15 protein-coding genes are annotated in these 25824 nt (G+C 71.8%); all 15 read left to right on the top strand.

All coding sequences use genetic code 11. From position 1 onward, the window contains the following. The first annotated feature begins 85 nt into the window (after nt 1-85). The 15 genes from ACSJDX_RS01420 to ACSJDX_RS01350 all read left to right on the top strand — a co-directional run bounded on the left by ACSJDX_RS01420 (nt 86) and on the right by ACSJDX_RS01350 (nt 25758). Complete coding sequence (locus ACSJDX_RS01420; RefSeq protein ID WP_438353816.1) at nt 86-1051, top strand: ABC transporter; 966 nt, start codon at nt 86-88, stop codon at nt 1049-1051. Nucleotide 1052: 1 nt separating this feature from the next. Beyond that, the gene (locus ACSJDX_RS01415) at nt 1053-1538 is read left to right on the top strand and encodes a hypothetical protein (protein ID WP_438353815.1); all 486 of its coding nucleotides are present in this window, start codon (nt 1053-1055) and stop codon (nt 1536-1538) included. Between the two features lie 120 nt (nt 1539-1658). Next, the gene (locus ACSJDX_RS01410) at nt 1659-2324 is read left to right on the top strand and encodes a spermidine/putrescine ABC transporter substrate-binding protein (protein ID WP_438353814.1); all 666 of its coding nucleotides are present in this window, start codon (nt 1659-1661) and stop codon (nt 2322-2324) included. 153 nt (nt 2325-2477) lie between these two features. Further along, nucleotides 2478-3614: a serine/threonine-protein kinase gene (locus tag ACSJDX_RS01405; protein ID WP_438353813.1), complete on the top strand. Its 1137-nt coding sequence runs from the start codon at nt 2478-2480 to the stop codon at nt 3612-3614. 1 nt (nt 3615) lies between these two features. Then, a complete protein-coding gene (locus ACSJDX_RS01400; protein WP_438353812.1) occupies nt 3616-9573 on the top strand; it encodes an Ig-like domain-containing protein in 5958 nt (1985 codons plus the stop codon). A gap of 35 nt (nt 9574-9608) precedes the next feature. After that, the gene (locus ACSJDX_RS01395) at nt 9609-10574 is read left to right on the top strand and encodes an AAA family ATPase (RefSeq protein WP_438353811.1); all 966 of its coding nucleotides are present in this window, start codon (nt 9609-9611) and stop codon (nt 10572-10574) included. Beyond that, nucleotides 10571-11932 carry a DUF58 domain-containing protein gene (locus ACSJDX_RS01390; protein ID WP_438353810.1) on the top strand — a complete coding sequence of 454 codons (1362 nt, stop codon included), beginning with the start codon at nt 10571-10573 and terminating at the stop codon, nt 11930-11932. The genes ACSJDX_RS01395 and ACSJDX_RS01390 overlap by 4 nt, the downstream gene beginning before the upstream one ends. Further along, on the top strand, nt 11929-14415 hold the full coding sequence (locus ACSJDX_RS01385) for a transglutaminase domain-containing protein (RefSeq protein WP_438353809.1): 2487 nt from the start codon (nt 11929-11931) through the stop codon (nt 14413-14415). Before ACSJDX_RS01390 ends, ACSJDX_RS01385 begins: the two co-directional genes overlap by 4 nt. Continuing rightward, complete coding sequence (locus ACSJDX_RS01380) at nt 14412-15977, top strand: DUF5684 domain-containing protein (protein WP_438353808.1); 1566 nt, start codon at nt 14412-14414, stop codon at nt 15975-15977. The genes ACSJDX_RS01385 and ACSJDX_RS01380 overlap by 4 nt, the downstream gene beginning before the upstream one ends. After that, complete coding sequence (locus ACSJDX_RS01375; protein WP_438353807.1) at nt 15974-16417, top strand: hypothetical protein; 444 nt, start codon at nt 15974-15976, stop codon at nt 16415-16417. The genes ACSJDX_RS01380 and ACSJDX_RS01375 overlap by 4 nt, the downstream gene beginning before the upstream one ends. Before the next feature lie 335 nt (nt 16418-16752). After that, nucleotides 16753-17121 carry a 30S ribosomal protein S12 gene (gene rpsL / locus ACSJDX_RS01370; RefSeq protein ID WP_017201609.1) on the top strand — a complete coding sequence of 123 codons (369 nt, stop codon included), beginning with the start codon at nt 16753-16755 and terminating at the stop codon, nt 17119-17121. Between the two features lie 5 nt (nt 17122-17126). Then, the gene (gene rpsG, locus ACSJDX_RS01365; RefSeq protein WP_150448877.1) at nt 17127-17600 is read left to right on the top strand and encodes a 30S ribosomal protein S7; all 474 of its coding nucleotides are present in this window, start codon (nt 17127-17129) and stop codon (nt 17598-17600) included. Nucleotides 17601-17683: 83 nt separating this feature from the next. Continuing rightward, the gene (gene fusA, locus ACSJDX_RS01360) at nt 17684-19798 is read left to right on the top strand and encodes an elongation factor G (protein ID WP_438353806.1); all 2115 of its coding nucleotides are present in this window, start codon (nt 17684-17686) and stop codon (nt 19796-19798) included. A 157-nt stretch (nt 19799-19955) separates the two neighbouring features. Beyond that, nucleotides 19956-21149, top strand: a complete 1194-nt coding sequence (tuf, locus tag ACSJDX_RS01355) for an elongation factor Tu (protein ID WP_438353805.1) — start codon at nt 19956-19958, stop codon at nt 21147-21149. Nucleotides 21150-21432: 283 nt separating this feature from the next. Continuing rightward, nucleotides 21433-25758: a beta strand repeat-containing protein gene (locus ACSJDX_RS01350; protein ID WP_438353804.1), complete on the top strand. Its 4326-nt coding sequence runs from the start codon at nt 21433-21435 to the stop codon at nt 25756-25758. Nucleotides 25759-25824 lie beyond the last annotated feature (66 nt).

Raw genomic sequence — 25824 nt, 5'->3', positions numbered from 1 at the left:
CGACGGCACGCCTCCGGGGCGCGGGGCGCGCACCGCGATACCCTCGCGATGCGGACCGTCCCGTGCCGCGTGAGGAGTGCATCCGATGAGTGACCAGAAGTCGTCGTACGGCGAGCCGGTCGAAGAGTCCACGAACGTCGACGACGTCGTCGGGCGGGCCCATGAGGGCCTCGCGGATGCCGAAGCCGCTCGTCGTGACGCGGTCGTCGTCGAGCCTGCCGTCGTCGTGCCCGCCGACGAGGCCGTCGTGGTCGAGCGGCACGACGAGCCCGTCGTCGTCGAGACCGTGGCCGCCGAGCGCCCCGCCGACTCGGGCGATCTCGACCCGATCTACGCGCAGCACGCGCACGACGCCGCCGAGACCTCGGTGATCTCCGAGCGCGTCGACGATGCCCCCACCGTGGTCGCGGCGCCCGTCGTCGCGCCCAGCGAGCCGGTCTACCCCTCCTACGAGGAGCCCGCCTACGTCGCGCCCGCCGCCGCACAGCCGATCTTCGTGCAGGCCCCCGAGCAGCCGCGCCCGCGCGGCAACCGCGGTGCCGCCGGTGCGATCGGCCTGCTCGCCGCCCTCGCGTTCGCCGTGCTGTACCTCGGCGCCTGGCTCGGCTTCGGCGCGATCAACGGCGACGTCACCGTCGACAACGTCGGCTCGACCGCGCTCGGCGCGCTGACCACGTTCGGCCTCTGGGTGCCGGTCGCCGTCTTCTTCATCGCGTTCTGGCTGCTGGGCGCCATCATCAACCGCGGCCGCTGGGGGGCATGGGTGATCCTCGGCGTGCTCGTCGGCGTCGCCTCCTACGGCGGCCACATCCTCGGTCAGCTGTTCGACGCGCCGTTCTGGGCGCTGACGGTCCGAGAGGGTGCGACGGTCGCAGAAGGCCAGCTCCTCGCGCCGCTGGCGATCGCGGCGTTCGTGTTCGGTCGCGAGCTGACCATCTGGTTCGGTGCGTGGGTGTCGGCGCGCGGCCGACGCATGACCGAGCTCAACATCGAGGCCCAGCGCGAGTACGAGCGCACGCTCGAGGCGGGCCCGCAGCTCGTCCGGCAGTGACATGAGCGGGGGCGCCGCTCCCGAGGGCGGCCCGGTCCGACCCGCCGTCGCCCTGGCCATCGGCGTCGTCTCCTACGTCGCCCTGGCGATCTTCGGGTTCGGGATGACGAGTCTGCTGATCGACCGCGACGTCATCGACGTGCAGGGCCTCGGTCAGGTGGCGGGCATCATCGGCATGGTGCTGTCGGCGGGGCTCCTCGCGCTCGTGCTGTGGGGCGCGCTGCGCCTTCCGCGGCCGCCGTACGCGGCATCCGTCGTCGGCGCCCTCGCCGCGTACGTCGGCTACCTCGCCGGCGTGCTGGGGGGAGCGCTGGCGAGCGGCGTCGACCCGCTCGCGGCCCTCGCCGCGGTCGGCGGGGTGGCGGTCTCGTGGTTCGGCGTCGTGCTCGCCGCGGCCGGCTTCATCGCCGCGTGGGGGGCGATCGCCCTCGCCCGCACCCGCGCCGGGCGGCCGCGCTGGCCCTGGGAGGACGACGAAGACGAGTAGCCCGCCGACCTCCTTCGGGGTCGAGAACCGGAGATCGGGCGGGAATCGCGCGGATGCCTCGGCCCGCGGCATCCGCCCGGTTCCGCGGTTTCGCGTCGCCGCCGGATACCCTTGGGTTCCGTGGAGCGGTCGCTCGAAACCCAGGTCAGCCAGGCCGTCGACGCCTGGCTGCGGTGGTTGCCGCGGTGGGAGCCGTCGACGCACCGCGGACGGATCGCCCCGTGCCGTCGCTGCTTCGGCTCGCCCGTGCTGTCGGCGGCCGGTCTCGGGGCCGATGTGCCGCACGGCGTGCAGCACGGGCTGTCGACGCGGATCAAGACGATCGTCGATCACGCCGTCGCCGAGTACACCGCGCTGAACCTGCCGAGGTTGCAGGCCGAGCTCGACCAGCAGGCGGCCCGCAACCGCGCCCGCAGCTACCGCCCCGGCGAGGGTCTCGAGCCGGAGTTCGAGGGCCTGCCGCTGGACCCCGACCCGGTGCCGGGGGCGCCGTTCCTGTTCACGATCTCGGGGATGGCGGCCGAGGCCGATGCCGGCGTGCCCGATCTGCCGCCCCTCAGTCCCGAGGCCAAGGCCGCCCTGCGCCAGGAGGTCGGCCTCGCCGACGACTACGCCAACATGGTCGGGCGCGAGGTCTGCACGATCCTGCTGCACCACCGCCTGCGCATCCAGGCGGCCGTGACGCAGTACGTGGAGCCGCAGATCGAGGCCATGCTCGAGGAGCTCACCCGCTCGCTCGACGCCCCCTTCGACCCCCGCGAACCCGGTCCTCCCGACCTGCTCTGACGGAGCGCGCATCCGCGGAAGCGCGGGTTCTGCCGTATTCTCAGCCCCCTTTGTTAGCATTTGCGCGGGGCCTCGCACTACGCAACTCGCGTGCGTCCGACGGAGGCGATATCGGTCGGACGAGCGGATCGTCGATGAGGTCAGGGGGTGCAGGTGTCCAAGCGCCTTCCTTCCGCGCCTCCGGTGCTCCCCGGACTCGACTACGTGCGTCCGCTCGGCTCGGGCGGCTTCGCCGACGTGTTCCTCTACCAGCAGGACATGCCGCGGCGCAGCGTCGCGGTCAAGGTGCTCCCCAGCGACGTGCGCGATCCCGATCTGCTGCGCATGTTCAACGCCGAGGCCGACGTGCTCGCGCACCTGTCCGCGCACCCCTCGATCGTGACCGTCTACCAGGCGGGGGTCTCCGCCGACGGCCGCCCCTACATCGTTATGGAGTACTGCCCCGGGTCGCTCGTGCAGCGCTATCGCATCGAGCGCATCCCGGTCGAGGAGGTGCTCCCCATCGGCGTCAAGATGGCCGGGGCGCTCGAATCCGCCCACCGCGCGGGCCTCGTGCACCGCGACGTGAAGCCGAGCAACATCCTGATGACCTCCTTCGGCGCCCCGGTGCTCGCCGACTTCGGCATCTCGTCGTCGCTCGCGCGCGGCACCGAGCACGAAGTGCTGGCCATGTCGATCCCGTGGAGCGCCCCCGAGGTCGTCGCCGAGCACACCACCGGCACCGTCGCCAGCGAGGTGTGGAGCCTTGCGGCGACCGTGTACTCGCTGCTGGCCGGCCACAGTCCGTTCGAGCGTCGCGAACGCGGCCAGAACACCCGTGAGCAGCTGCGCCGACGCATCGCGCGGGCCAGCTACACCGACATCCCGCGCGGCGACGTGCCCGACGAGCTGCAGCACGTGCTGGCCACGGCGATGCACCGCGATGCGCGCGAGCGGTACGCCTCGGCGCGCGAGCTGGGCGAGGCGCTGCAGGGGGTGCAGCGGGCACTGGGCCTCGCGCCCACCCCCCTGGAGGTCCCGGCGCAGGAGTGGGCGCCCGCGTCCGAGCGGGTCGACTTCGCCGACGCGTCGCTGCGCGGTCCCACCCGCACGAGGGTCGCCGAGTCCACCCGCCGCAAGGCGGCCGCCGCGGCCGGCCTCGACGGGTTCGCGCGCGACGAGGACACCGACATCTCCCGGCAGGACGCCTCGCCCCGCCGCCGGTGGTGGCCGTGGCTGATCGCCGGGTCGTGCGTGGTCGTGGCCGGCGCAGCCACCGCCGTCACGCTGCTGCTGACCGGGGTGGTCTGACGTGCGCCGCACCACGATCGCCGGACTGGTGGCCGCCGCGGCCGCCACGGCGCTCGTGGTGGGTGTCAGCATCGTCTGGCCGGGTCTGGACGCCCGCGAGACGCCGGTGGTCGACACATCGGTGTGGGCGCTGCAGACCGGCGACGGCCGCCGCTATGCGCGGGTGAACACCGCGATCGGCGAGTTGGACACGGTGCGCAGCGTGAGCAACCCGTCGCAGATCGTCGCGGGCGGCGGATCGGCGTATCTGCTCACCGACAGCAACAGCCGGCTCACCCGCATCGATGCGGCGCTGCCGTCCGACCTCGACGATCAGACGGTCCGCGCGTCACCGGCCACGCCACCGGGCACCACCGACGTCGTGTCGGCGGGCGATTTCGTGGCCTACCGCACCGACGCCGGCGCGGTGTTCGCCGGGCGGCTGTCGAGCGGATCGACAGTGCAGCTCGATCCGTTCCGCGCGCCCGGCGACGACACCGCGCCGCAGTACCGGGCCGACGCGATCGCGGTCGACGATCGCGGCATCCTCTTCGCCTACTCGTCCGACGACGGCTCCGTGCTGCGCTACGACATCGCCGCCGCCACCGTGCGCGGCCGCGATCCGCTCGATGCGACCGGCATCACCGCCCCGGCGATCACCGCCGCCGGCGACGACTGGGCCGTGGTCGACACCGCCACCGGAGACGTGCGGCTGCGCCGGGTCGCGCAGCCGGTGCAGACCGCGGTGCGCGGCGCGATCGTCGTGGGGGAGCCGGATGCCTCGGGCGACGCCGTCTACCTCGCCGACGACTCCACCCTCGTGCACGTGCCCGTGGACGGCTCGGCCCCGCGAGCCGAGCTCGAGGGCACCGCTCTGGGCACCCCGGCCCACCCCGTCGTGCACGGCGGCGAGGTGCTCGCGGCCTGGCTGCCCCAGGGCAACGGCGGCGGCACCCTGTGGAGCTCGCGGTCGGGGAGGCATCCGCTCGATTTCGGCGGACGTGCCCTCGCCGACCAGCGACGCCCGGTGTTCGTGGAGACCGCCGACGCGGTGATCCTCAACGAGACCCGCACCGGTTGGGTGTGGACGGCGCCCGAGGGCCGCCTGGTCGCCTCGAGCCAGGACTGGACGCTCGATGACCGCACCAACCCGCAGACCCAGCCCAGCGACCAGCAGCTGAGCGTCGTGATCGACCCGAAGCCTCCGGTCGCCGAGCCGGACGCCTTCGGCGTGCGCGCGGGCGCACTCGTGTCGCTGCCGGTGCTGCTGAACGACCACGACCCCAATCAGGACGTGCTCTCGATCGACCCGCAGTCGGTCACCGGACTCGATCCCGGCTTCGGCACGGTGTCGCTCACCGATTCCGCGCAGCGTCTCGCCGTGCGGGTGGCGCCCGGCGCGACGGGGAGCACCACCTTCAGCTACGCCGTGACCGACGGCACCGCCCCCGGCGGGCTGCGCTCCGACCCGACGACGGTGACCCTCACCGTCGCCGCTCCGGATGCCGCGGGCGCCCCGCAGTGGTGCGGGGTCGACAAGTGCCTGCAGAAATGGCCCGCCCCCGAGGTCGCGCGGGGAGGCACCGTCACGGTGCCGGTGCTGCAGGGCTGGGTCGATCCCGAGGGCGACCCCCTGCTGCTGCTGGCGGTGCGCAACGAGTCGGGCGTCGGCAGCGTCGCGGCCACGCCCGGCGGCGACGTCGTCTACCAGCACAGCGACAGCGGTGCGGGCGCCGACGAGAGCATCGACCTCACCGTGGTCGTGGCCGACACCACCGGGCAGCAGTCGACCAAGACCCTCACGGTGAAGGTGTCGGGGCAGCCGGCGCTCGCGGTGCAGTCGTTCGCGGTCGTCGATTCGGTCGAGGCGGGCCTCACGATCGACGTCGCGCCGCACGTGACGGGAACGACCGGGATGCTGTCGCTCACGGGCGTCCGCGTGCTCGACGACGCGGCGGCCACCGCCACGGTCGTCGGCGGAACCACGACGTTCGACTTCTCGGCCCGCGACCCCGGCACCTTCCGGGTCGGGTTCACCGTGAGCGACGGGACGACGGATGCCACCGGCACGGCCCGTGTCACGCTGGTCGCCGCCACCGCACCCGCCGACCTGGCCACCTCGCCCGTCGTGGCCTTCGTGCACCCGCAGGAGGATGCCACGCTCGACGTGTTCGGCGCCGTGTCGAACCCCACGCGGCGCGTGCTGCTGCTCAGCGACGTGATCGCCCACCCCGATCCGGGAGCGTCGATGACGGTCGACGACGTCGGGCAGCACGACCTGCGCATCTCGGGGTCGACGGAGTCGGGCTCCTCGGGGCGGCTGGGCACGGTCACCTACACGGTGAGCGACGGCACGGACGACGCCGGCGCGCGCGTGCAGGGCGTCGCGAGCGTATATCTCCTCCCGCCGGCTCCGCAGCTGGCCCCGATCGCCGTCGACGACGCCGTGGTCGTGCGGGCGGGTGCGCAGATCGACATCCCCGTGCTCGCCAACGACGTCGCCCCCTCGGGCGGTCGGCCCATCCTCGATCCCGCCTCCATCACCTCCTCCACTCCGAACGCGCTGGCGTTCGCGTCGGGGGAGCTGCTGCGCTACCTCGCACCGGCCGAGCCCGGCGACTACGCGGTCGACTACTCCGTGTCCACGACGGGGGCGCCCGCCCTCGCCGACACCGCCACGGTGCGCATCAAGGTGCTCGCCGACGACTCCAACCGCGCCCCGGTTCCCAACCGGCTGGAGGGGCGCGTGCTGGCGGGGCTCACCACCGACATCCCGTTCACGCCGTTCGGTGCCGATCCCGACGGCGACGTCGTGCGTCTCGACCGCATCGTGACGCAGCCCGACAGCGGCGCCGCGACGCTCTCGGCCGACGGTTCGTCGATCGTGTACTCGAGCGTCGCGGGCTACAAGGGGCAGGTCTCGTTCCGCTACCGGGTCGTCGACGCGTTCGGGCAGACCGGCGAGGCCACCGTGCGCATCGGCGTGCTCGACGGCGAGTCCGATCCGAGCCCGGTCACCTACACCGACTACGTGCAGGTGCAGGCGGGGGCCGGCAACACCATCCGGGTGAGCCCGCTCGCCAACGACGTCGATCCCACGCGAGGACGGCTGCGGCTGACCGGTGTGCGCCCCGACGTCCCCCAGGTGCTCTCCGACGGGTCGCAGAGCACGGCCTACGCGCAGCTCGCGGCGCGGATCGGCGCCGTGAGCGACACGACCGTCACGATCGAGGCCGGCACGGAGCCGACGACGATGTCGTTCCTGTACGACGTCGAGTCGGCCTCGGGCAACACCGGCCGCGGACTCATCGTCGTGAAGGTGGTGCGCGAGAGCGTTCCCGACTACCCGGTCGTCACCGACACGGTGCTCACCGCGCAGAACCGGGAGGACTTCGTACGCGGGGTCGACGTGGTCTCGGGTCACGCCACATGGTCGGGCGGCGACGTCGGCGCGCTGCGGGTGGCTCTGTGGGGCCAGCCCGACGGGGTGACCGTCGAGGGCACGAAGCTGCGCGGCGCCCTGCCCGCCACGACCCGCATCATCCCCGTCGCGATCACCGGCGACGGCCGCAACGGCCCCGTCACGACCTACGCGTTCCTGCGGGTGCCCGGCGACGACGACCTCGCCCTCACGCTGCGCAGCGGACTGCCCGCGGTGAAGGCGACCGAGCTGTCATCGGCCACCTTCGACATGGCGGCACTGGTGGCCATGCCCCGCGGCCGGGTGCTCGAGGTGGGCGACGACGTCCGCTCGTCGGGTGCCCGCCCGACGTCCTCGTGCGCCCGCGACAGCGGCACCTCGATCCGCTACACCGCGGGCCCGGAGGCGCCGTGGGCCGATGCCTGCCGTGTGCCGGTGCGGCTGCAGGGTCAGCCCGACTGGACCTACCTGTCGGTGCCGATCACGGTCGTGCCGCTCAATCCGCAGCCGGTGCTGCGCCCCGCCTCGATTACGGTAGGACCGGGCGAGACGTCCACGTTCGACCTGCGCAGCATGACCACGTGGCAGCTGCGCGAGGACTGGGCCGACATCCGCTACGCCCTCGAGCACACCGGCTCGATGTTCACCGTGGCCCTGTCGGGCTCGCAGGTGACGGTGACCGGCGCCGACCGGGCCGTGCCCGGCACCGAGGAAGCGGCGATCGTCAGCGTCCCGAGCCACACCGGCGTCACCCCCACGCGCCTCATCCTTCGCGTCGGGGCCGCGCCGTCGACACTCCCGCAGGGCGGCTCGACCGCGCAGCAGTGCTCGCAGGCGACCGGCTCCTCGTGCGTCATCACAGTGGTCGGCGCACCGGGCGAGGTCAACCCACTGCCGCGCACGCCCCTCGAGCTCACGGCGGTCGCGGCCGCCGGCGCGTGCGTCGGGGTCTCGTTCGAGGTCGCCTCCCGCACGCAGGTGCGGGCATCGTGGACGGCGGATGCCCCGGGGGCGACGTGTCCGGCGACGTTCACCTTGCGCGACGCGCAGGGTCGGCCCACCGGCGCGACCCGTGACGGACGGCTGCTGCTCGACCTGCAGGGCTTCCCGAAGGCGCCCGCGAGCATCGTCCAGACCTCCTACTCCGACGGTTCGCTGACGGTGCGCGTCGATCCGGGGGAGGCGCGCCTGGCCTACCCGGCGCTGACGGGCTTCACCGTGCGCTCGCAGGGCGCGGTGGTCGCCCAGTGCGCCGCCGACGGCACCTGCCCGGCGATCTCGGCCCCCAACGGCGAGAAGCGCGAGTACGTCGCGACGGCCGTCAACGCCGTCGGCGAGTCGCCCACGGCCGTGCGCACCACCGCGTGGGCGTACATCGCCCCCCCGCGTCCGGTGGGCATCACCGCCGCGCCCGTCGTCACCCGCGACGGCGTGGGAGGAGTGGTGTCGCTCTCCATTCCGGTCGCGGATCCCGCGGGCACCGGCTCGTTCCAGATCGCCAGCCCCGCCGGCGACACGGTGCGCGTGAACGTCGCTCCCGGCCAGGCCCGCGTCGACGTGCCGAGCTTCCGGGTGGGGTCGAACGCGCAGACCGTCGTCTCGATCACGCCCTACTCGCGCTTCGACCTCCCGCCGGGTCTCGGCGGCGGCCAGGCGACCGGGCAGATCGCGACGATCCAGACCAACGGCATCGGCGCACCGCAGAACGTCAACCTCGTCCTCACCTCGCGCTCCAACGGCGACGGGACGTCGACGGTGGATGCCTCCGCCACCGCGCAGCCCAACGGCACCGGCTCCGAACTGCGGTACGCGATCGTCCCGAGCGCCGAGCGGGCTCGCTGCAACCCGGTCGCAGGCGGCAACACCGCGACCTTCCCGCCGGTCGCCGACGGGCAGGAGTACGCGTACTTCGTCTGCGTGGAATCGTGGTTCGACGGGCAGTCGTTCGGACGCGCCACCGCCGAAGGCACGGTGCGGGCCGAGCAGAGCGCCGCGGCGCCGACCGGCTACACCTTCACGGTCGGTCGGGCCCCGACGGTGGATCAGCAGACCAACCTCCGTGCGGAGTGGCGCATCGCGCAGATCAACGCGGGCAGCGCGCCTCCGCGCCTCAATGACGCCAAGTACGACGGCTGGGGGCCGGGGACGACGGTCTTCGACCGCGACCCGCAGATCAAGGTCTACTTCCAGCATCGGCTGTGGGGGACCCAGTCCGCTCGCGCTGCCGTGGATCACGCGCCCGGCAGCGCCCCGTATCAGGTGCAGGCCACCTGGCTCGTGAGCACGTGTCAGGGCGGTGCGCCGATCGCCGCCACGGGCTCGTCGAGCAACGGCGATGCGGCCATCACATTCGACTACACGCAGGCCGTCTACCGCGACGTCAACGGCACCGTGATCCCGACAGCCGACCCGAGCATCGTGCCGCCCGACGCATCCAGTGTCCGCGGCGTCCGCGTCACGGTCGACTGGAGCGCGAAGGGCTGGGGCCTCGACCCCGCCGCGGCCACGTTCGACGGCACGTGCACTCCCGTCCCCCCGCCCGCCCCGCCCACCCCCTGAGCCCCGGCATCCGACCCCATGACGAGGAACACCGCATGACCATCACCGCAGAGCAGGCCACCTGGTTCTCGCAGACGTTCGCCCAGATCGCCGACAACGTCGAGCGCGCCGTGCTCGGCAAGCGCCACGTCGTCGAGCTGGTGCTCACCGCGATGCTCAGCGACGGCCACGTGCTGCTGGAGGACGTCCCGGGGACGGGCAAGACCTCGCTCGCCCGCGCACTGGCGCAGTCGGTGCAGGGCACGAACACCCGCATCCAGTTCACGCCCGACCTGCTCCCCGGCGACATCACCGGCATCACCGTGTACGACCAGAAGACCGGCGAGTTCGAGTTCCACTCCGGTCCGGTGTTCGCCAACATCGTGCTCGCCGACGAGATCAACCGCGCCAGCCCGAAGACGCAGTCCGCGCTCCTGGAGGTCATGGAGGAGGGCAACGTCACGATCGACGGCATCACGCGTCCCGTCGGCGTGCCGTTCCTCGTGCTCGCCACCCAGAACCCCATCGAGCAGGCGGGCACCTACCGCCTCCCCGAGGCGCAGCTCGACCGCTTCATGCTGCGCACCTCGCTCGGCTACCCCGACCACGCCGCCACCGTCCGCATCCTCGACGGCGCGGCCGTGGCCACCTCCGAGCTGGAGTGGATCATCGCCCCGCAGGTGCTGGTGGGCATGGCGGACCTCGCCGCCGAGGTCTACGTCGACGCCCTCGTCCTGGACTACATCGCGCGGCTGGTGGACGCCACCCGCTCCGCCGACGAGGTGCGCCTGGGCGTCAGCATCCGCGGCGCGCTCGCCCTCACCCGCGCCGTGCGCACCCGCGCGGCATCGCTCGGCCGCACCTTCGCGACGCCCGACGACGTCAAGGCGCTCGCGGTGGCCGTGCTCTCGCACCGCCTGATCCTGCACCCCGAGGCGGAGTTCGACGGCGTCACGCAGGAGGCCGTGGTCGGCAAGGTGCTGCTCGACGTCACCCCGCCCAGTTCGCGCGAGGCCGTATGAGCCTGACCGAATCCCGTCTCACCCGCACTGCGGGCTCCACCGGCACCCAGACGCGCGGCGAACTCACCTCAGCGGCCCGCGGCGACGGACGCCTCGTGCGCGCCGCCGTGCGCCTCGCCTCGGCGCGCCGCGAGGCGGGACGGTGGGCGGATGCCGCGGGGGGCTGGCTGGTCGACACCGTGCGGCCCGCGGGGGCCCTGGTGGCCGTGGCCGCCTCGGCGGGACTCGTCCTGGGACTCGTGTTCGGCTGGGTGGAGTGGATCGTGGCAGGCGTCATCGCCCTGCTGCTGCTGGCGATGAGCGTGCCGTTCCTGTTCGGTGCCCGCTCGTACGCGGTCGACCTGCGCCTCGCGCACGAGCGGATCGTGGCCGGCGACGCGATCGGGGGCGGGATCGTGGTGCGCAACGAGGGCAGGCGCCTCGCGCTCCCCGGCCGCATCGACATCCCGGTCGGCGCCGGATTGGTCGAAGTGGGCGTGCCGCTGCTGCGCCCGGGGCACCTCATCGAGGAGGTGCTCGACATCCCCCCGCAGCGCCGGGGGATCGTGACGGTCGGGCCGGCGACCACGGTGCGCAGCGACCCGATCGGGCTGCTGCGCCGCGAGCACGCGTTCGCCGACGTGCACGAGCTGTACGTGCACCCGCGCACGGCGAGCCTGCCGGCCATGAGCACCGGGCTCCTGCGCGACCTCGACGGAGATCCGACCCGCCGGCTCGTCGACGCCGACATGTCCTTCCATGCGATCCGCGAGTACGCGCCGGGAGACTCGCGCCGGCAGATCCACTGGAAGTCCACCGCCAAGACCGGGCGCCTCATGGTGCGGCAGTACGAGGAGTCGCGGCGGGCGCGACTCGCGATCGTCCTGGGCGCCGCCGAGCAGGAGTACGCCGACGCCGACGAGTTCGAGCTGGCCGTCTCGTGCGCCGCGTCGCTGGGGGTGCGCGCGGTGCGCGACGCGCGCGACCTCGACATCGTCGTGGGCGAGCAGATCCCGCGAGTGGTCAAGACCCGCCTCCGCTCCCTCCGCCACCTGCCGACCTCCTCGCCACGGGCGCTCCTCGACGGCTTCTGCGGTGTGCAGCTCAGCGAGAACACGATGGCGGCCGAGGAGGTCTGCCGTCTCGCGGTCGAATCCAACGATCGGCTCTCGGTCGCGTTCCTCGTGGTCGGATCACCCGTGTCGTTCGCGCGCCTGCGCCGGGCGGCGCTCTCCTTCGCCGCCGACACCACCGTGGTCGGCGTGGTGTGCGACGAGCGCGCGCACCCGCGGCTGCAGACGCTGGCCGGGATGACTGTGCTCACGGTCGGCACCCTCGACGACTTCTCGGGACTGCTGCTGCGCGGAGCGTCGTCGTGACCGTCGGCGCGGTGGCCGCCGGGCGCTCGACCGTGGCGGGCGGCGCGGTCTACGTCGCGGTGATGACGGCGATCGCCGCCGTCGCGGCGTGGCCGATCTACCGCTCGTGGCAGTTCGCCGTCCTAGTGGTGGTCGCGGCGACGGTCGCCGCGCTGATCGCCGTCGTCGCGCGCCTGCGCGGCTGGCGGGGCCTGGTCGTCACGGGGGTCGTCGCGGCGTCCGTCGTCGTCCTGGGCGTCCCCCTCGCCGTGCCCACGCGGCTCGGCGGGCTCGGCGAGCTGGCCGCGGGGCTGGGTGAGGTCGCCGTCGGAGCGGTGCTGGGCTGGAAGGATCTGCTCACCGTCGAACTCCCCGTCGGCGCCTACCGCAACCTGCTCGTGCCCGCGCTGCTGGTGTTCCTCGTCGGGGTGTGCGCCGCGCTGCGCCTGGCCTGGCGCCCCGGACGCGCGGCGTACGCCGCGGCGGCGGTGGGCCTCGCGATGGTCTCGTTCGGGCTGTTCTTCGGACGTACCACGGTCTCGGCGCCCCTCGAGCTCGGTCCGCTCGTGCTGCGGGCGCCGGTCGAGACGGCCACCGGGGTGGCGGCCATCGTGGCGAGCATCGCGTGGATGGCGTGGCGCACGCGGGAGGAGCGCATGCGCGCCCTCGACCGGGCGGCGGCATCCACCGGCATCCATCTCACGCGGAGCTCGTCTCGCACCGATCGCCGTCGCGCGGTGCTCGGCGGCGGCATGGTCGCCGTCGCCGTGCTGGTCGCCGTGGCCATCGTCCCCGCCGCCGCGCAGGGTCGCGGGCGCGACGTGCTGCGCACCGCCGTCGGCCCGCAGATCGACCTGTCGCAGGAGGTGAGCCCGCTCGCCACCTACCGCTCGCTGTTCGCCGACTCCCGCGCCGATGACGTGGTGTTCACCGTCTCCTCCGGCGGCCCCCTGCCCGACCGGGTGCGCGTCGCCACGCTCGACCGCTACGACGGCCAGGTGTTCCGCAGCGGCGGCTCGGGCACTGTCGACGGGGCGCAGTTCGTGCGCGTGCCGGCGGCGAGGGATGCCGGACCCGGCGCCCCGACGGAGGTCACGGTCACGATCGGCGCGCTGACCGGGGTGTGGATGCCGACCGCGGGCAGCGTCGCCTCGGTGAGGTTCTCCGGTGCCCGGGCCGGAGCCCTCGCCGATCGCTTCTACTACAGCGGCGAGGCGCTCGCCGGTGTCCAGACCGCCGACGGCGGCTTCGCAGCGGGCGACACCTACACCGTCTCGGCGGTGCAGCCGACGGCCGTCGCCCTGCAGGACGCCGTGGCCCCCGGTACCACGCCGGCCGTCGAGGCGCCCCCCAACCTGCGCGCCTGGGTGAAGCAGCACGTCTCGGGCACCGGCGGCGCGGCGCTCGCCTCGCTCGTGACGCTGCTGCGCGAGCGCGGGTACCTCAGCCACGCGCTGTCGATCGACCCGGCCAATCCGCCCGTGTGGATGAGGGCACTCGGCGACTACGGCTTCCAGCCGAGCGCGTCGGGTCACTCGCTGGCGCGGGTGGACGCCCTCTTCGGGCGTCTCCTGCAGCGCGAGGGCGATGCGAGGGCGGCGACCACGGGGGACTACGTCGCCGCGATCGGCGACGACGAGCAGTTCGCGGTGGCGGTGGCACTCATGGCGCAGGAGCTCGGCTTCCCGGCGCGGGTCGTGCTCGGTGCCCGGCTCACCGGCACCGACCCCGACCTGGCGGTGTGCGACTCCGGCACGTGTCGCGCGCAGGACCTGTCCGCCTGGGCCGAGGTGCGCACGGCGAGCGGGGACTGGGTGCCCGTCGACGCTACCCCGCAGCACACGGTCGCCCCGAGCCTCGACCTCACCCAGCTGCGCGACCCCCAGAACGTGACCGAGGTGCGCCCTGACGGGGTCGCCGACGTCGTGCCGCCGCCGCCTCTGCAGGAGGACACGGCTCAGAACGACAGCGCGGCACCCGCGGGCCTCGACCTCTCGTGGCTGTGGCCCGTGCTGCGGTTCAGCGCCATCGGCCTGCTGATCGCGCTCGTACTGTGCGGACCTCTGGTGCTCGTGATCGCGGCCAAGGCGGCCCGCCGCCGCACCCGCCGCGCGGTGCCCCATCCGGCCGGGCGAGTCGCCGCGGGCTGGGAGGAGTACGCCGACGCGGCGGTGGATGCGGGGCGTCCGGCGCCGACCGACCTCACGCGGTCGGAGCTCGCCACAGGGTTCGCGACGGCCTCCGCGGAGCGACTGGCGGCGCAGGCCGACCGGGCCGTCTTCGGCGACGCGGAGGTGTCGGAGCACGACGCCGAGGAGTACTGGAGCCTTGTCGACGCCGACCGCCGCGCGCTCCGCCGCGAAGGCGGACTCTGGCGCCGGGCCCGCACGGCCGTATCGTTGAGATCGTTCCTACGGTTCCTGGTGCCTGCCGGCCGGCGAGGCATCCAGCCCATCATCGAGAGGGGGAGGCGACGCGCAGCCCGCGCGCGCCCGTCGACATGAACCCACCCGGCACCACAGACCCGATCGGCGTCACCCTGGGGCTGACCACCACCGTCCTCTCGGTGGTGCTCTACCTCTGGACGGCGCTCGCCCTCTCCGCGGTGTTCCGCAAGTCGGGGGAGGAGTCGTGGAAGGGCTGGGTGCCGATCTACAACCAGGTCGTGCTCCTGCGCCTCGGCGGCTTCTCGGGGTGGTTCCTGCTCCTGCTGCTCTTCCCGATCGTCGGGTGGATCGTGCTCTACGCCGTGCAGGTGATCGCCTGCCACCGCGTCAACCTCGCGTTCGGACTCGGTCCGGGCATGACGGTGCTGGCGGCGCTGCTGTTCCCGGTGTGGGCGAGCGTCGTGGGCTTCGGCTCGGCGCGGTGGCTCGGCCACCCCGAAGACATCGGCGGCCCTTCCCGCACCGGCAACATCAGCGTCCCTGTTCCGGCGGCGGCCCCCGCCGGGTCCGCCGTGTACGGCGACTGGGCGGTGCAGCCGACCGCGCCCGCGTCGCCGGCCGGAGCACCCGCGGGCTGGCCGCACCGGTCATCGGCGGATCCCTCGGACGACCTCCTCGCGCCCGCCGCCCCCGCCGTTCCGGCGCCGGCCGCATCCGCCCCTGCCTCGAGCGTGGTCGCCGAACCCGCTCCCGCGTGGACGCCCGCCCCCGTCGGGGGGTCCGCCCACGCGCTCCGCTCCTACCAGCACGAGCTCGACGACGACCTCGAAGTCTCCGCGATCGCGCCCGGGGCCGTCCCGCCGCAGTCGGCCGCCACCGCCGCCCGGGCCCGCCGCGCCGGCTGGGAGGAGCCCGACGAGGACGTCGCCTACCACGCGGCGCCGTCTCCGGCCGCCGAAGCCTCCGACGCGTCGCCGCCGGCCCCGAGCCTGCCGGGTGCCGCGCCCGACGAAGACGTCGCCCCTCCTGCGGTGCCGTCCCCGATCGCCGAGCCGGTCGACGCGTCGCCTCCGGCCCCGGGCATCCCCGCACCGGCGCATGCGGCGCCCCTCGTCACCCGGGTGCCGATCGTGCGCCAGGAGCCGCCGGTCGAACCGTGGGCGCCGCGCCGCTCGCCGCAGCCCGACATGCCCGTCGACACCACCGACGAGGTCTCGGCCGTCGTCGGCGCGCCGATGGCCGGATCCCCCCGCTCCGCTCTCGGCGCGGTCTCGGCACTGTCCGCGCGACCCGGGATCCCCGACGACGAAGGCTTCGACGAGACGATCATCGCCCGCCGCCGGCGCGTCGAATGGGAGCTGGTGCCGCCCATCGGCAAGACGATCGACCTCACCTCCGACGTGATCATCGTGGGCCGTCGGCCCTCCGGCGACCCCGCCCACCCGACGGCGCAGCTCGTGCCGATCGCCGACGAGACCCGCACCGTGTCGAAGACCCACGCGCGCCTCGAGCTGCGGGGCGACCAGTGGATGATCACCGACCTCGGCTCGACCAACGGCGTCCTGCTGCCCACGCTGATGGGCACCGAGCTCGAAGCGCAGCCCGGCGTCGAGGTCGCCGCGGGGGAGCGCTTCTTCCTCGGCGACGCGGAGGTGCGGCTGCGGCGGAGCGGCGCGTGACCGACCCCGGTGCGCCCGGCGAGGAGCCCGACGACATCACGCTGCTGCGTCGCCGCGACGGCGAGGTGACCGGCGCCTCGTCCGAGAGCTGGGCGGGCTCGACCATGATCGCCCGCCGCGAGTCTCGTCGTCGCTCCGCGCGCGCGGCGGAGCCGGGGGTCGTCGATCCGCTGGCCGACGCCCCCGTCGACCCGGTGCGCACGGCGGCCGGCCCGGTTCCGGATGCCTCCGCGTACCGCGCGCGCGCGGCCGAGGCCGTGATCGTCCCGCGACGCCCCTCCCGTCCTCGCTCCGGCGCCGGCGGTGCGGTGGCGCCTCCGCCGCCCGGGCGGGCCGAGCGCCGACTGGCCGCCCGGCGACTGCTCGTCGTGCTCGGCGGCGGCGCCGCGATGGTCGTCATCGGGGGCGCACTGCTCATCGTGCTGCTGACGCTGCGGTGACCTGCGGGGGAGCGGGCCCCGGCGCGGAGAACGACCGCGCGCCGCAGCATCCGCTCATTTGACCACCCTGCCGCGCGGCGCGTATCATTGATCGGGTGTGCGCTCACGCGCGCCCTGCACCGCGCCTCGGCGCGGAGCCGGGCCATGGATCGCACCATCTCAGGGAACCGGCCTGCGAACAGGCCAACCCCCACGGCATATCCACCAACACGTACGGCAGTCATTCTGCCGTGCCGGCGGATCAACGTGAGGCGCCGCGCGACGAATCGCAAGAATCACCGCGCGGGCCGGGAGAACACGAACGCTGTCACCGTGCAGCACAACAAGGAGAGAACGTGCCAACCATTCAGCAGTTGGTTCGCAAGGGACGCTCGCCCAAGGTCACCAAGACCAAGGCGCCGGCGCTCAAGTCGAACCCGCAGCAGGCCGGGGTCTGCACCCGCGTCTACACGACCACGCCCAAGAAGCCCAACTCGGCGATGCGCAAGGTCGCCCGTGTCAAGCTCCGCAACGGCACCGAGGTCACCGCCTACATCCCCGGCGAGGGCCACAACCTGCAGGAGCACTCGCTCGTGCTGGTGCGCGGCGGTCGTGTGAAGGACCTTCCGGGTGTCCGCTACAAGATCGTCCGCGGTGCGCTCGACACCCAGGCCGTCAAGAACCGTAAGCAGGCTCGCAGCCGCTACGGCGCGAAGAAGGGTTAAGTACCATGCCTCGCAAGGGACCCGCTCCTCGCCGCGTCGTCGTCAACGACCCGGTCTACGGCGCGCCGATCGTCACCCAGCTCGTCAACAAGATCCTCGTCGACGGCAAGAAGTCCATCGCCGAGTCGATCGTCTACACCGCCCTGCGCGGTGTAGAGGCGAAGAACGGCGGCCAGGACGCCGTCGCCACCCTCAAGAAGGCGCTCGACAACGTGCGCCCGACCCTCGAGGTCAAGTCGCGCCGCGTCGGCGGTTCGACCTACCAGGTGCCGGTCGAGGTCAAGCCTCACCGCGCCAACACGCTCGCCCTGCGCTGGCTCGTCAGCTACGCCAAGGGCCGTCGTGAGAAGACGATGACCGAGCGCCTCCAGAACGAGATCCTGGATGCCTCGAACGGCCTGGGTGCCGCGGTCAAGCGCCGCGAAGACACCCACAAGATGGCCGAGTCGAACCGCGCCTTCGCCCACTACCGCTGGTAATCAGCGATCCGGTGCCGGCCGGGGACACCCTTCCCGGCCGGCACCACCGCGACATCCCTCACCACACGTAAGGAAGACACCCCGTGGCACAAGAAGTGCTCACCGACCTCAACAAGGTCCGCAACATCGGCATCATGGCGCACATCGATGCCGGAAAGACGACGACGACCGAGCGCATCCTGTTCTACACGGGGGTCAACCACAAGATCGGCGAGACCCACGACGGCGCTGCCACCACCGACTGGATGGAGCAGGAGCAGGAGCGTGGCATCACGATCACCTCCGCCGCCGTCACGTGCTTCTGGGACAAGAACCAGATCAACATCATCGACACTCCCGGCCACGTGGACTTCACCGTCGAGGTGGAGCGCTCGCTCCGCGTTCTCGACGGCGCCGTCGCGGTCTTCGACGGCAAGGAGGGCGTGGAGCCCCAGTCCGAGACCGTGTGGCGTCAGGCCGACAAGTACGACGTGCCCCGCATCTGCTTCGTCAACAAGATGGACAAGCTCGGCGCCGACTTCTACTTCACCGTCGACACGATCGTCAACCGCCTCAAGGCCAAGCCGCTCGTCATCCAGCTGCCCATCGGCTCCGAGAACGACTTCGTCGGCGTCATCGACCTCGTCGAGATGCGCGCGCTGGTGTGGCCCGGCGACGCCAAGGGCGACGTGACCATGGGCGCCAAGTACGAGATCCAGGAGATCCCGGCCGACCTCGCCGACAAGGCCGCGGAGTACCGCGAGATCCTGCTCGAGACGGTCGCCGAGTCCGACGAGGAGCTCCTCGAGAAGCACTTCGGCGGCGAGCCGCTGACGGTCGCCGAGATCAAGGGCGCGATCCGGAAGATGACGATCGCCTCCGAGCTCTACCCGGTGCTGTGCGGTTCGGCGTTCAAGAACCGCGGCGTGCAGCCCATGCTCGACGCGGTGGTGGACTACCTGCCCTCGCCGCTGGACGTCCCCGCCATCGAGGCGAAGGACCCGAAGAACGAAGAGATCATCATCGAGCGTCACGCCGACCGCGACGAGCCGTTCGCGGCCCTGGCGTTCAAGATCGTGACGCACCCGTTCTTCGGTCGTCTCACCTACATCCGCGTGTACTCCGGTCACCTCGACTCCGGTGCCCAGGTCGTCAACGCGACCAAGGGCAAGAAGGAGCGCATCGGGAAGATCTTCCAGATGCACGCCAACAAGGAGATGCCGGTCGACTCGGTCACCGCCGGTCACATCTACGCCGTCATCGGCCTCAAGGACACCACCACGGGCGACACGCTGTCCGACAGCCAGAACCAGGTCGTCCTCGAGTCGATGACGTTCCCGGAGCCGGTCATCGAGGTCGCGATCGAGCCCAAGACCAAGGCCGACCAGGAGAAGCTGGGTCTGGCGATCCAGAAGCTCGCCGAGGAGGACCCGACGTTCCGCGTGGAGCAGAACGCCGAGACCGGCCAGACGGTCATCAAGGGCATGGGCGAGCTGCACCTCGACATCCTGGTCGACCGCATGAAGCGCGAGTTCAAGGTCGAGGCCAACGTCGGAAAGCCCCAGGTGGCCTACCGCGAGACGATCCGCAAGTCGGTCGAGAAGCACGACTACACCCACAAGAAGCAGACGGGTGGGTCGGGCCAGTTCGCCAAGATCCAGTTCACGATCGAGCCTCTCGAGGTCACGGCCGACAAGACGTACGAGTTCGAGAACAAGGTCACCGGTGGCCGCATCCCGCGCGAGTACATCTCCCCGACCGACCAGGGCTTCCAGGACGCGATGAACGTCGGCGTGCTCGCCGGCTACCCCATCGTGGGCGTCAAGGCGATCCTGCTCGACGGTGCCTCGCACGATGTCGACTCGTCCGAGATGGCGTTCAAGATCGCCGGCTCGATGGGCTTCAAGGAGGCCCTCCGCAAGGCGAACCCGGTCATCCTCGAGCCGATCATGGCCGTCGAGGTGCGTACGCCCGAGGAGTACATGGGCGACGTCATCGGCGACCTGAACTCGCGTCGCGGTCAGATCCAGTCGATGGAGGATGCCGCGGGCGTCAAGGTCGTGCGCGCCAACGTGCCGCTGTCCGAGATGTTCGGCTACATCGGCGACCTGCGCTCCAAGACCTCAGGCCGTGCCGTCTACTCCATGGAGTTCGACAGCTACGCCGAGGTCCCGCGCAACGTCATGGACGAGATCGTCCAGAAGACCAAGGGCGAATAAGCCCTTCGGATGCCGGGGCCCGGTCCGCTCCGACGGCCCGAGCCCCGGCATCCACAAACTCACAACTTCACACACGACTAAGCTAGAGAAATCCCCGTAGCGAACCGGTCGCAACCCAGCGACCGGTTCCCTACACGAACGTCCTGAGGAGGACCCAGTGGCCAAGGCCAAGTTCGAGCGCACCAAGCCGCACGTGAACATCGGAACGATCGGTCACGTCGACCACGGCAAGACCACGCTCACCGCAGCGATCTCGAAGGTGCTCGCCGACAAGTACCCGTCGGCCACCAACGTGCAGCGCGACTTCGCGTCGATCGACTCCGCTCCCGAGGAGCGTCAGCGCGGCATCACGATCAACATCTCGCACGTCGAGTACGAGACCCCCAAGCGTCACTACGCGCACGTCGACGCCCCGGGCCACGCCGACTACATCAAGAACATGATCACCGGTGCCGCTCAGATGGACGGCGCGATCCTCGTGGTCGCCGCCACCGACGGCCCGATGGCGCAGACGCGCGAGCACGTGCTGCTCGCCAAGCAGGTCGGCGTGCCCTACCTGCTCGTCGCGCTGAACAAGTCCGACATGGTCGACGACGAGGAGATCCTGGAGCTCGTCGAGCTCGAGGTCCGCGAGCTGCTGTCGTCGCAGGACTTCGACGGCGACAACGCTCCGGTCGTGCGCGTCTCGGGCCTCAAGGCTCTCGAGGGCGACGCCGAGTGGACCGAGAAGATCGTCGAGCTCATGGAGGCCGTCGACGCCTCGATCCCCGACCCGGTGCGTGACAAGGACAAGCCGTTCCTCATGCCCGTCGAGGACGTCTTCACCATCACCGGCCGTGGCACGGTCGTCACGGGTCGCGCCGAGCGCGGCACGCTGGCCATCAACTCCGAGGTCGAGATCGTGGGTCTGCGCCCGACGCAGAAGACGATCGTCACCGGTATCGAGATGTTCCACAAGCAGCTCGACGAGGCCTGGGCCGGCGAGAACTGCGGTCTGCTCCTGCGCGGCACCAAGCGTGACGACGTCGAGCGCGGCCAGGTCGTCGTGAAGCCCGGTTCGGTCACCCCGCACACCAACTTCGAGGGCACGGCGTACATCCTGTCCAAGGAGGAGGGCGGCCGCCACAACCCGTTCTTCACGAACTACCGCCCGCAGTTCTACTTCCGCACCACCGACGTCACCGGCGTCATCTCGCTGCCCGAGGGCACCGAGATGGTCATGCCCGGCGACACCACCGACATGACGGTCGAGCTGATCCAGCCCATCGCCATGGAAGAGGGCCTCGGCTACGCGATCCGTGAGGGTGGCCGCACCGTCGGCGCCGGCACGGTCACGAAGATCCTCAAGTAAGACCTGCTGTTCCGCAGAAGCCCTCCAGGCCATCGGCCTGGGGGGCTTCTCGGCGTTGCCGTGAAAGTCCCCTGCGTCTCGCGCGTCACGCTTGACGCTTATTGCACTTCTCTCTAGGGTGGATACAGCAGTCACGCAAGCAACACGAGACTCTCCCGCCCCCCACACTACGAGGAGAGTCTCTGCCGTGTCTGGCGTCGTCTATTCGTAGTTTCGAAGGGGGGAAATCCTGCACACCGCGGTGCGCCTTGAAGCCACCGATCCCTGTCTGGATGACTCGCTCTTGACTACCCCCTCGCTTTCGCTGTTCCGTCGCGCCCGGAAGGCGACCGCCCTCGCGGTCACCGGTGCCCTCGTCGTCGGTCTGCTCGCCATCGGCGGCTCCGCCGTGGCCGCGACACCCGCGCCCACGGACACGCCGACGCCTGCCGCGACCGACACCGCGACGCCGACTCCGACCGACACACCGTCGGCGACTCCGGCACCCACGTCGGCTCCGTCGCCGTCCACCACATCCGAGCCCACGGCGAGCGCCACACCTTCCGCGACGCCGACGCCCACTCCTGCGACGACTCCGACGCCGACCCCGACCTCATCGGCGAGCGCGGCGCCCCCCACCGGCCCGACGGCCGTGCGCAACGCGGCCCAGTCGCGCATGCTCGCCGCGAGCGGCATCGGCATCATGGCAGCGGGTGTTCCGGAGGCGCCGACACCTGTCTGGACCGAGAACTTCGAGCAGGGGCTCACGACGACCACGCCCAGCGCGATCTCGACGTACGCGACCGGGCGGTACACGGCATCCACCGGCTGGAACACCGGGACCAACTGCACCGGCGTTCTCGTCAACTACACGGCGACCTACCCGAACGCGTCATTCTGCCCGAGTCAGGCGGCGAACACCTCCACGCTCAGCGCTCGCGATGTGCGCCGCATGGCCGATGTGCTGGGCCAGCTCGCGAACGGCACCGTCGGTGGAACCACCGCCGCCGCGCCCGTGAACGGCTCGACTGCGGGCGCGACGGGCACACAGTCCAACCATGCGCTGACCGCCGTCCCCTACGCGGTCGTCGCCGGCGGCACGCAAGTGCTGCGTTCGGCCGCGGGCATCGGTGTTACGGCAACCGACAACCGCTACTACACGATGCAGATGGATGCCGTGGGCGCGCGCTGCGGCACGAACAACGCCTCGCTGTCAGCCGGACTCGTGACCGCAGCCGGGGTATCGCTCCTCAACGCGTTCCCCACCGCGGTCGTGCCGTGCGCGGCGTCCGGATCGGTCTTCTACACGTCGCCCACCCAGACTGCCAGCGGCGGCGGCACCGACCCGGCAATCTCCGCCTCGGTGCGCGCCGCGACCTACACCGGCACCGCGTCCGCTCTCCTGACGCCGGCGCAGCTCTCGAGCGCGCAGGTGCAGATCACCAACTCGACCACCGGCATCGGCAGCGGGTTCGGCCTCGACAACATCGACATCTTCGACGTGACCCCGGCGCTCGACATCGCCTTCGACTCGGGAACCGTCAGTGCCGGCCTGCCCTCGACTCTGACGTTCACGATCACGAACACCAGCGAGCTCGCCGCCAAGACCGACTGGGCCTTCTCGACCGCGCTGCCGTCGGGTGTCGTGGTCGCGCCGACACCGGCCGTCGGCGGAACGTGCACCAATGCGACCGGCACCGCGTACTCCGTCACCGCTGCAGCCGGCGGATCGACCGTGGGGGCGACCGGCGGAGACCTCACCGCGGGGATGACCTCGTGCACGGTGACAGTCCAGGTCGTCGCCGCGAACGCGGGCACCTACACGATCGCCCCGGCCGCCACGACGAGCACGACGGGCTTCTCCGCGCCGCCGGCGGCATCCGTCACCGTGACCGCCGCCGCGACCATCACGATCCAGAAGAACGTCGTCTCCCGGGCGATCACCGCCGACCAGTTCCAGCTGACACTGAGCGCGGCCAGTGGTACCCAGTTGTCGTCGGCGACGACCACCGGGACCGCCACCGGGCTCCAGACGCAGAAGGTCGGCCCGGTCGCCGTCACCCGCGGGGCGACCTACGTCATCGCGGAGACGATCCTGACCACCGCAACGCTCGACACGTACGACACCATCTACTCGTGCGTGCGAGCCGGAGCGACGATCGCGAGCGGCACCTCGGGCTCGGGCAACGTCACGATCCCCGACGAGGCCGGCGCCGACATCGTCTGCACCTTCACCAACACCGCGACGGCGACCGCGACGCTCTACTGCGACAGCAACTACGTGTACGCGGTGGGTCAGAACGGCGCGATCGCCCAGGTCAACGCCTCCACGGGCGCAGTGACGAAGGTCGCCGACGCGATCGCCGGCACCACCACCACGAACGCCGCGAACGCCCTCGCGGTCGTCCCGGGCGGCACGTCCGCGTTCGCGATCATCCGCGGCGCCACCGCCGATATCGCCCAGAGCGTCATCAAGTACACCTCCGGCGGCGCCACCACGTTGACCTCCGTGGTCGACAGCACGCCCAACGTGTCGCTCGGCACGGGGACCGCCATCATCGGCGGTGCGATCCGCACCGATCCCAGTACAGGCGCCAACAAGTACGTGGTGATGACGGGAACCACCGCCAACGCGGCCAGCCAGGTGGCGCTGTGGGAGTACAACGAGACGGGGACGCCGAGATTCGTCCAGAAGGGCGTGGTCGCCACCGGCTACGCGGTGGCGGCGAACGGCGACCTCGCGTTCGACCGCAACGGCAACCTCCACATCGTCGTCTCGCGGGCCAACCAGACCCGCACGATCGACATCACGAAGGCGGCCTACGACGCCGCGTCGGGCACGGGAGCGATCGCCGCCAGCACCGCGGCCGCCGGCTCCCCCTCCCTCCAGAACGTCAACGGCATCGGCTTCACCGCCCGGGGCACCGTCTACCTCGCCGACGGGGCCGGGGTGCAGCAGTACGACCCGCAGACGTGGGCCGCGATCCTCCCGTCCACCACGTACGCGTACGGCGGCGTCTTCGGACAGATCGCCGGCGTCAACGCGACCGGCACCGACCTCGCCACGTGCGCGTCGCCCTCGACCATCTCGCTCGAGAAGAACATCGTCTCCCGCTTCACCGCGACCGATCAGTTCCAGATCACGATGACCGTCGCGGGGCAGGCGGCTCCGATCGGCACCGCTACGACGACCGGCACGGCGACGGGCACCCAGGCGCAGCGGATCGGGCCCATGGTCGCGCAGGTCGGCACCACGCTCACCATCGCCGAGACGGCGACCTCGGGTGCGATCACCAACTACACGACCATCTACGAATGCTGGGCCGACGGGCAGCGCATCGCCTCCGCGCAGCTGACCGGCACGACGCGCCAGGCGAGTGTGACGATCCCCTTCCAAGAGGGTGTCGGTGTGGCATGCACGTTCTACAACACTCCGCAGCCGGCCGCCACCGTCATCCTCCGCAAATCCGTCGTCGACGGACTCGGCGCGAACCCGCAGCCGGCGGCGAACTGGCGCGTGGCGACGCAGATCACCGCCTCGACCGGTACGGCGACGCTCCCCGTCAACAGCGGGAACACCTCCAACCGGGCCGAGGCGCCGACGGCCGCCGACGGTTCGGCGACCTTCTTCGTGCTGTTCGGCACGGCCGCCTCCTCGGCCAACCTCACCCTGTCCGAGATCCAGCAGACGGGCTACCGCTCCGACAGCATCTCGTGCACGGTGACGCGCGGCGCGACCCCCACGACCTACACGGGTGCTGCCGGCACGATCAGTCTCGCCCTGGGCGGCGCGGCGATCGCCGCGGGCAACACCGTGGACTGCACCTTCACCAACCGTCCGATCGCGACCGTGACGCTGGTCAAGACGGTCTCGTCCGGCTCTGTCGCGCCGTCGACATGGAGTCTCGCGGCGACGCGCAGCAACGCCAACGCGCTCCCCGGCCCGACGGGAACCACCGGAACGGCCGGAACCACCAGCATCCCGGTCTCCGCCGGTGTCTCGTACAACCTCGCCGAGAGCGGCGGTCCCGCGACGTACCAGCAGGTCGGCAACTGGCAGTGCCTCGACGCCAACTCACAGGCCGTCGCCGTCACCGCCGCCGGTGACGTCACCTTCCCGCAGGGCGCGACCGTCACGTGCCGCGTCACGAACGCGACCTCGACCATCACCCTCATCAAGAGCATCGCCGCCGGTGCGCCCGCGGCGTACCTGCCGAGCGCCTTCACGCTCACCGCGACGCCCGCGACCTTCGCCGGGCTCACCGCGACGAGCGTCGTCGGCAGCGCGAGCGGCACGGCGATCGAGGTGCGCCCCGGCTTCAGCTACACGCTCACGGAGGCCACGACCACCGCGAACTCCCCGCGGCTGTGGTACCAGACCGTCCTCCAGCAGTGCACGGATGCCTCGGCCACGAGCTGCGTGACGGTCGGCTCCGCGATCACGACCCCGGCGGCCGGCGGCACGGCGTTCTACCGCTTCATCAACGCGCAGGCGCCGCAGATCGCCCTGCCGCTGACCGGTGGCCCCGCCACCGACGCCTTCTTGATCGCGGGCGCCGTCGTGCTCGTGATCGCCGCCGGCGCGGCCGCGCTGCGCACGTGGCGCCGATCGCGGAGGTCGTCGGCATGAGAAGACCCCTCTACCGGTACCGACTGCCCTCGGCAGCACCACCGACATCCGTCCCCAACGAACCCA

The organism is Microbacterium fluminis (assembly GCF_051549805.1).
GTDB lineage: Bacteria > Actinomycetota > Actinomycetes > Actinomycetales > Microbacteriaceae > Microbacterium.
This window is presented reverse-complemented; position numbering and strand designations above follow the sequence as displayed.

Bases quoted from the DNA above. Each gene is read 5' to 3' on its own strand.
- ACSJDX_RS01420 (WP_438353816.1), top strand. From the start codon at position 86: ATGAGTGACCAGAAGTCGTCGTACGGCGAGCCGGTCGAAGAGTCCACG.
- ACSJDX_RS01415 (WP_438353815.1), top strand. From the start codon at position 1,053: ATGAGCGGGGGCGCCGCTCCCGAGGGCGGCCCGGTCCGACCCGCCGTC.
- ACSJDX_RS01395 (WP_438353811.1), top strand. From the start codon at position 9,609: ATGACCATCACCGCAGAGCAGGCCACCTGGTTCTCGCAGACGTTCGCC.
- ACSJDX_RS01390 (WP_438353810.1), top strand. From the start codon at position 10,571: ATGAGCCTGACCGAATCCCGTCTCACCCGCACTGCGGGCTCCACCGGC.
- ACSJDX_RS01380 (WP_438353808.1), top strand. From the start codon at position 14,412: ATGAACCCACCCGGCACCACAGACCCGATCGGCGTCACCCTGGGGCTG.
- rpsG (WP_150448877.1), top strand. From the start codon at position 17,127: ATGCCTCGCAAGGGACCCGCTCCTCGCCGCGTCGTCGTCAACGACCCG.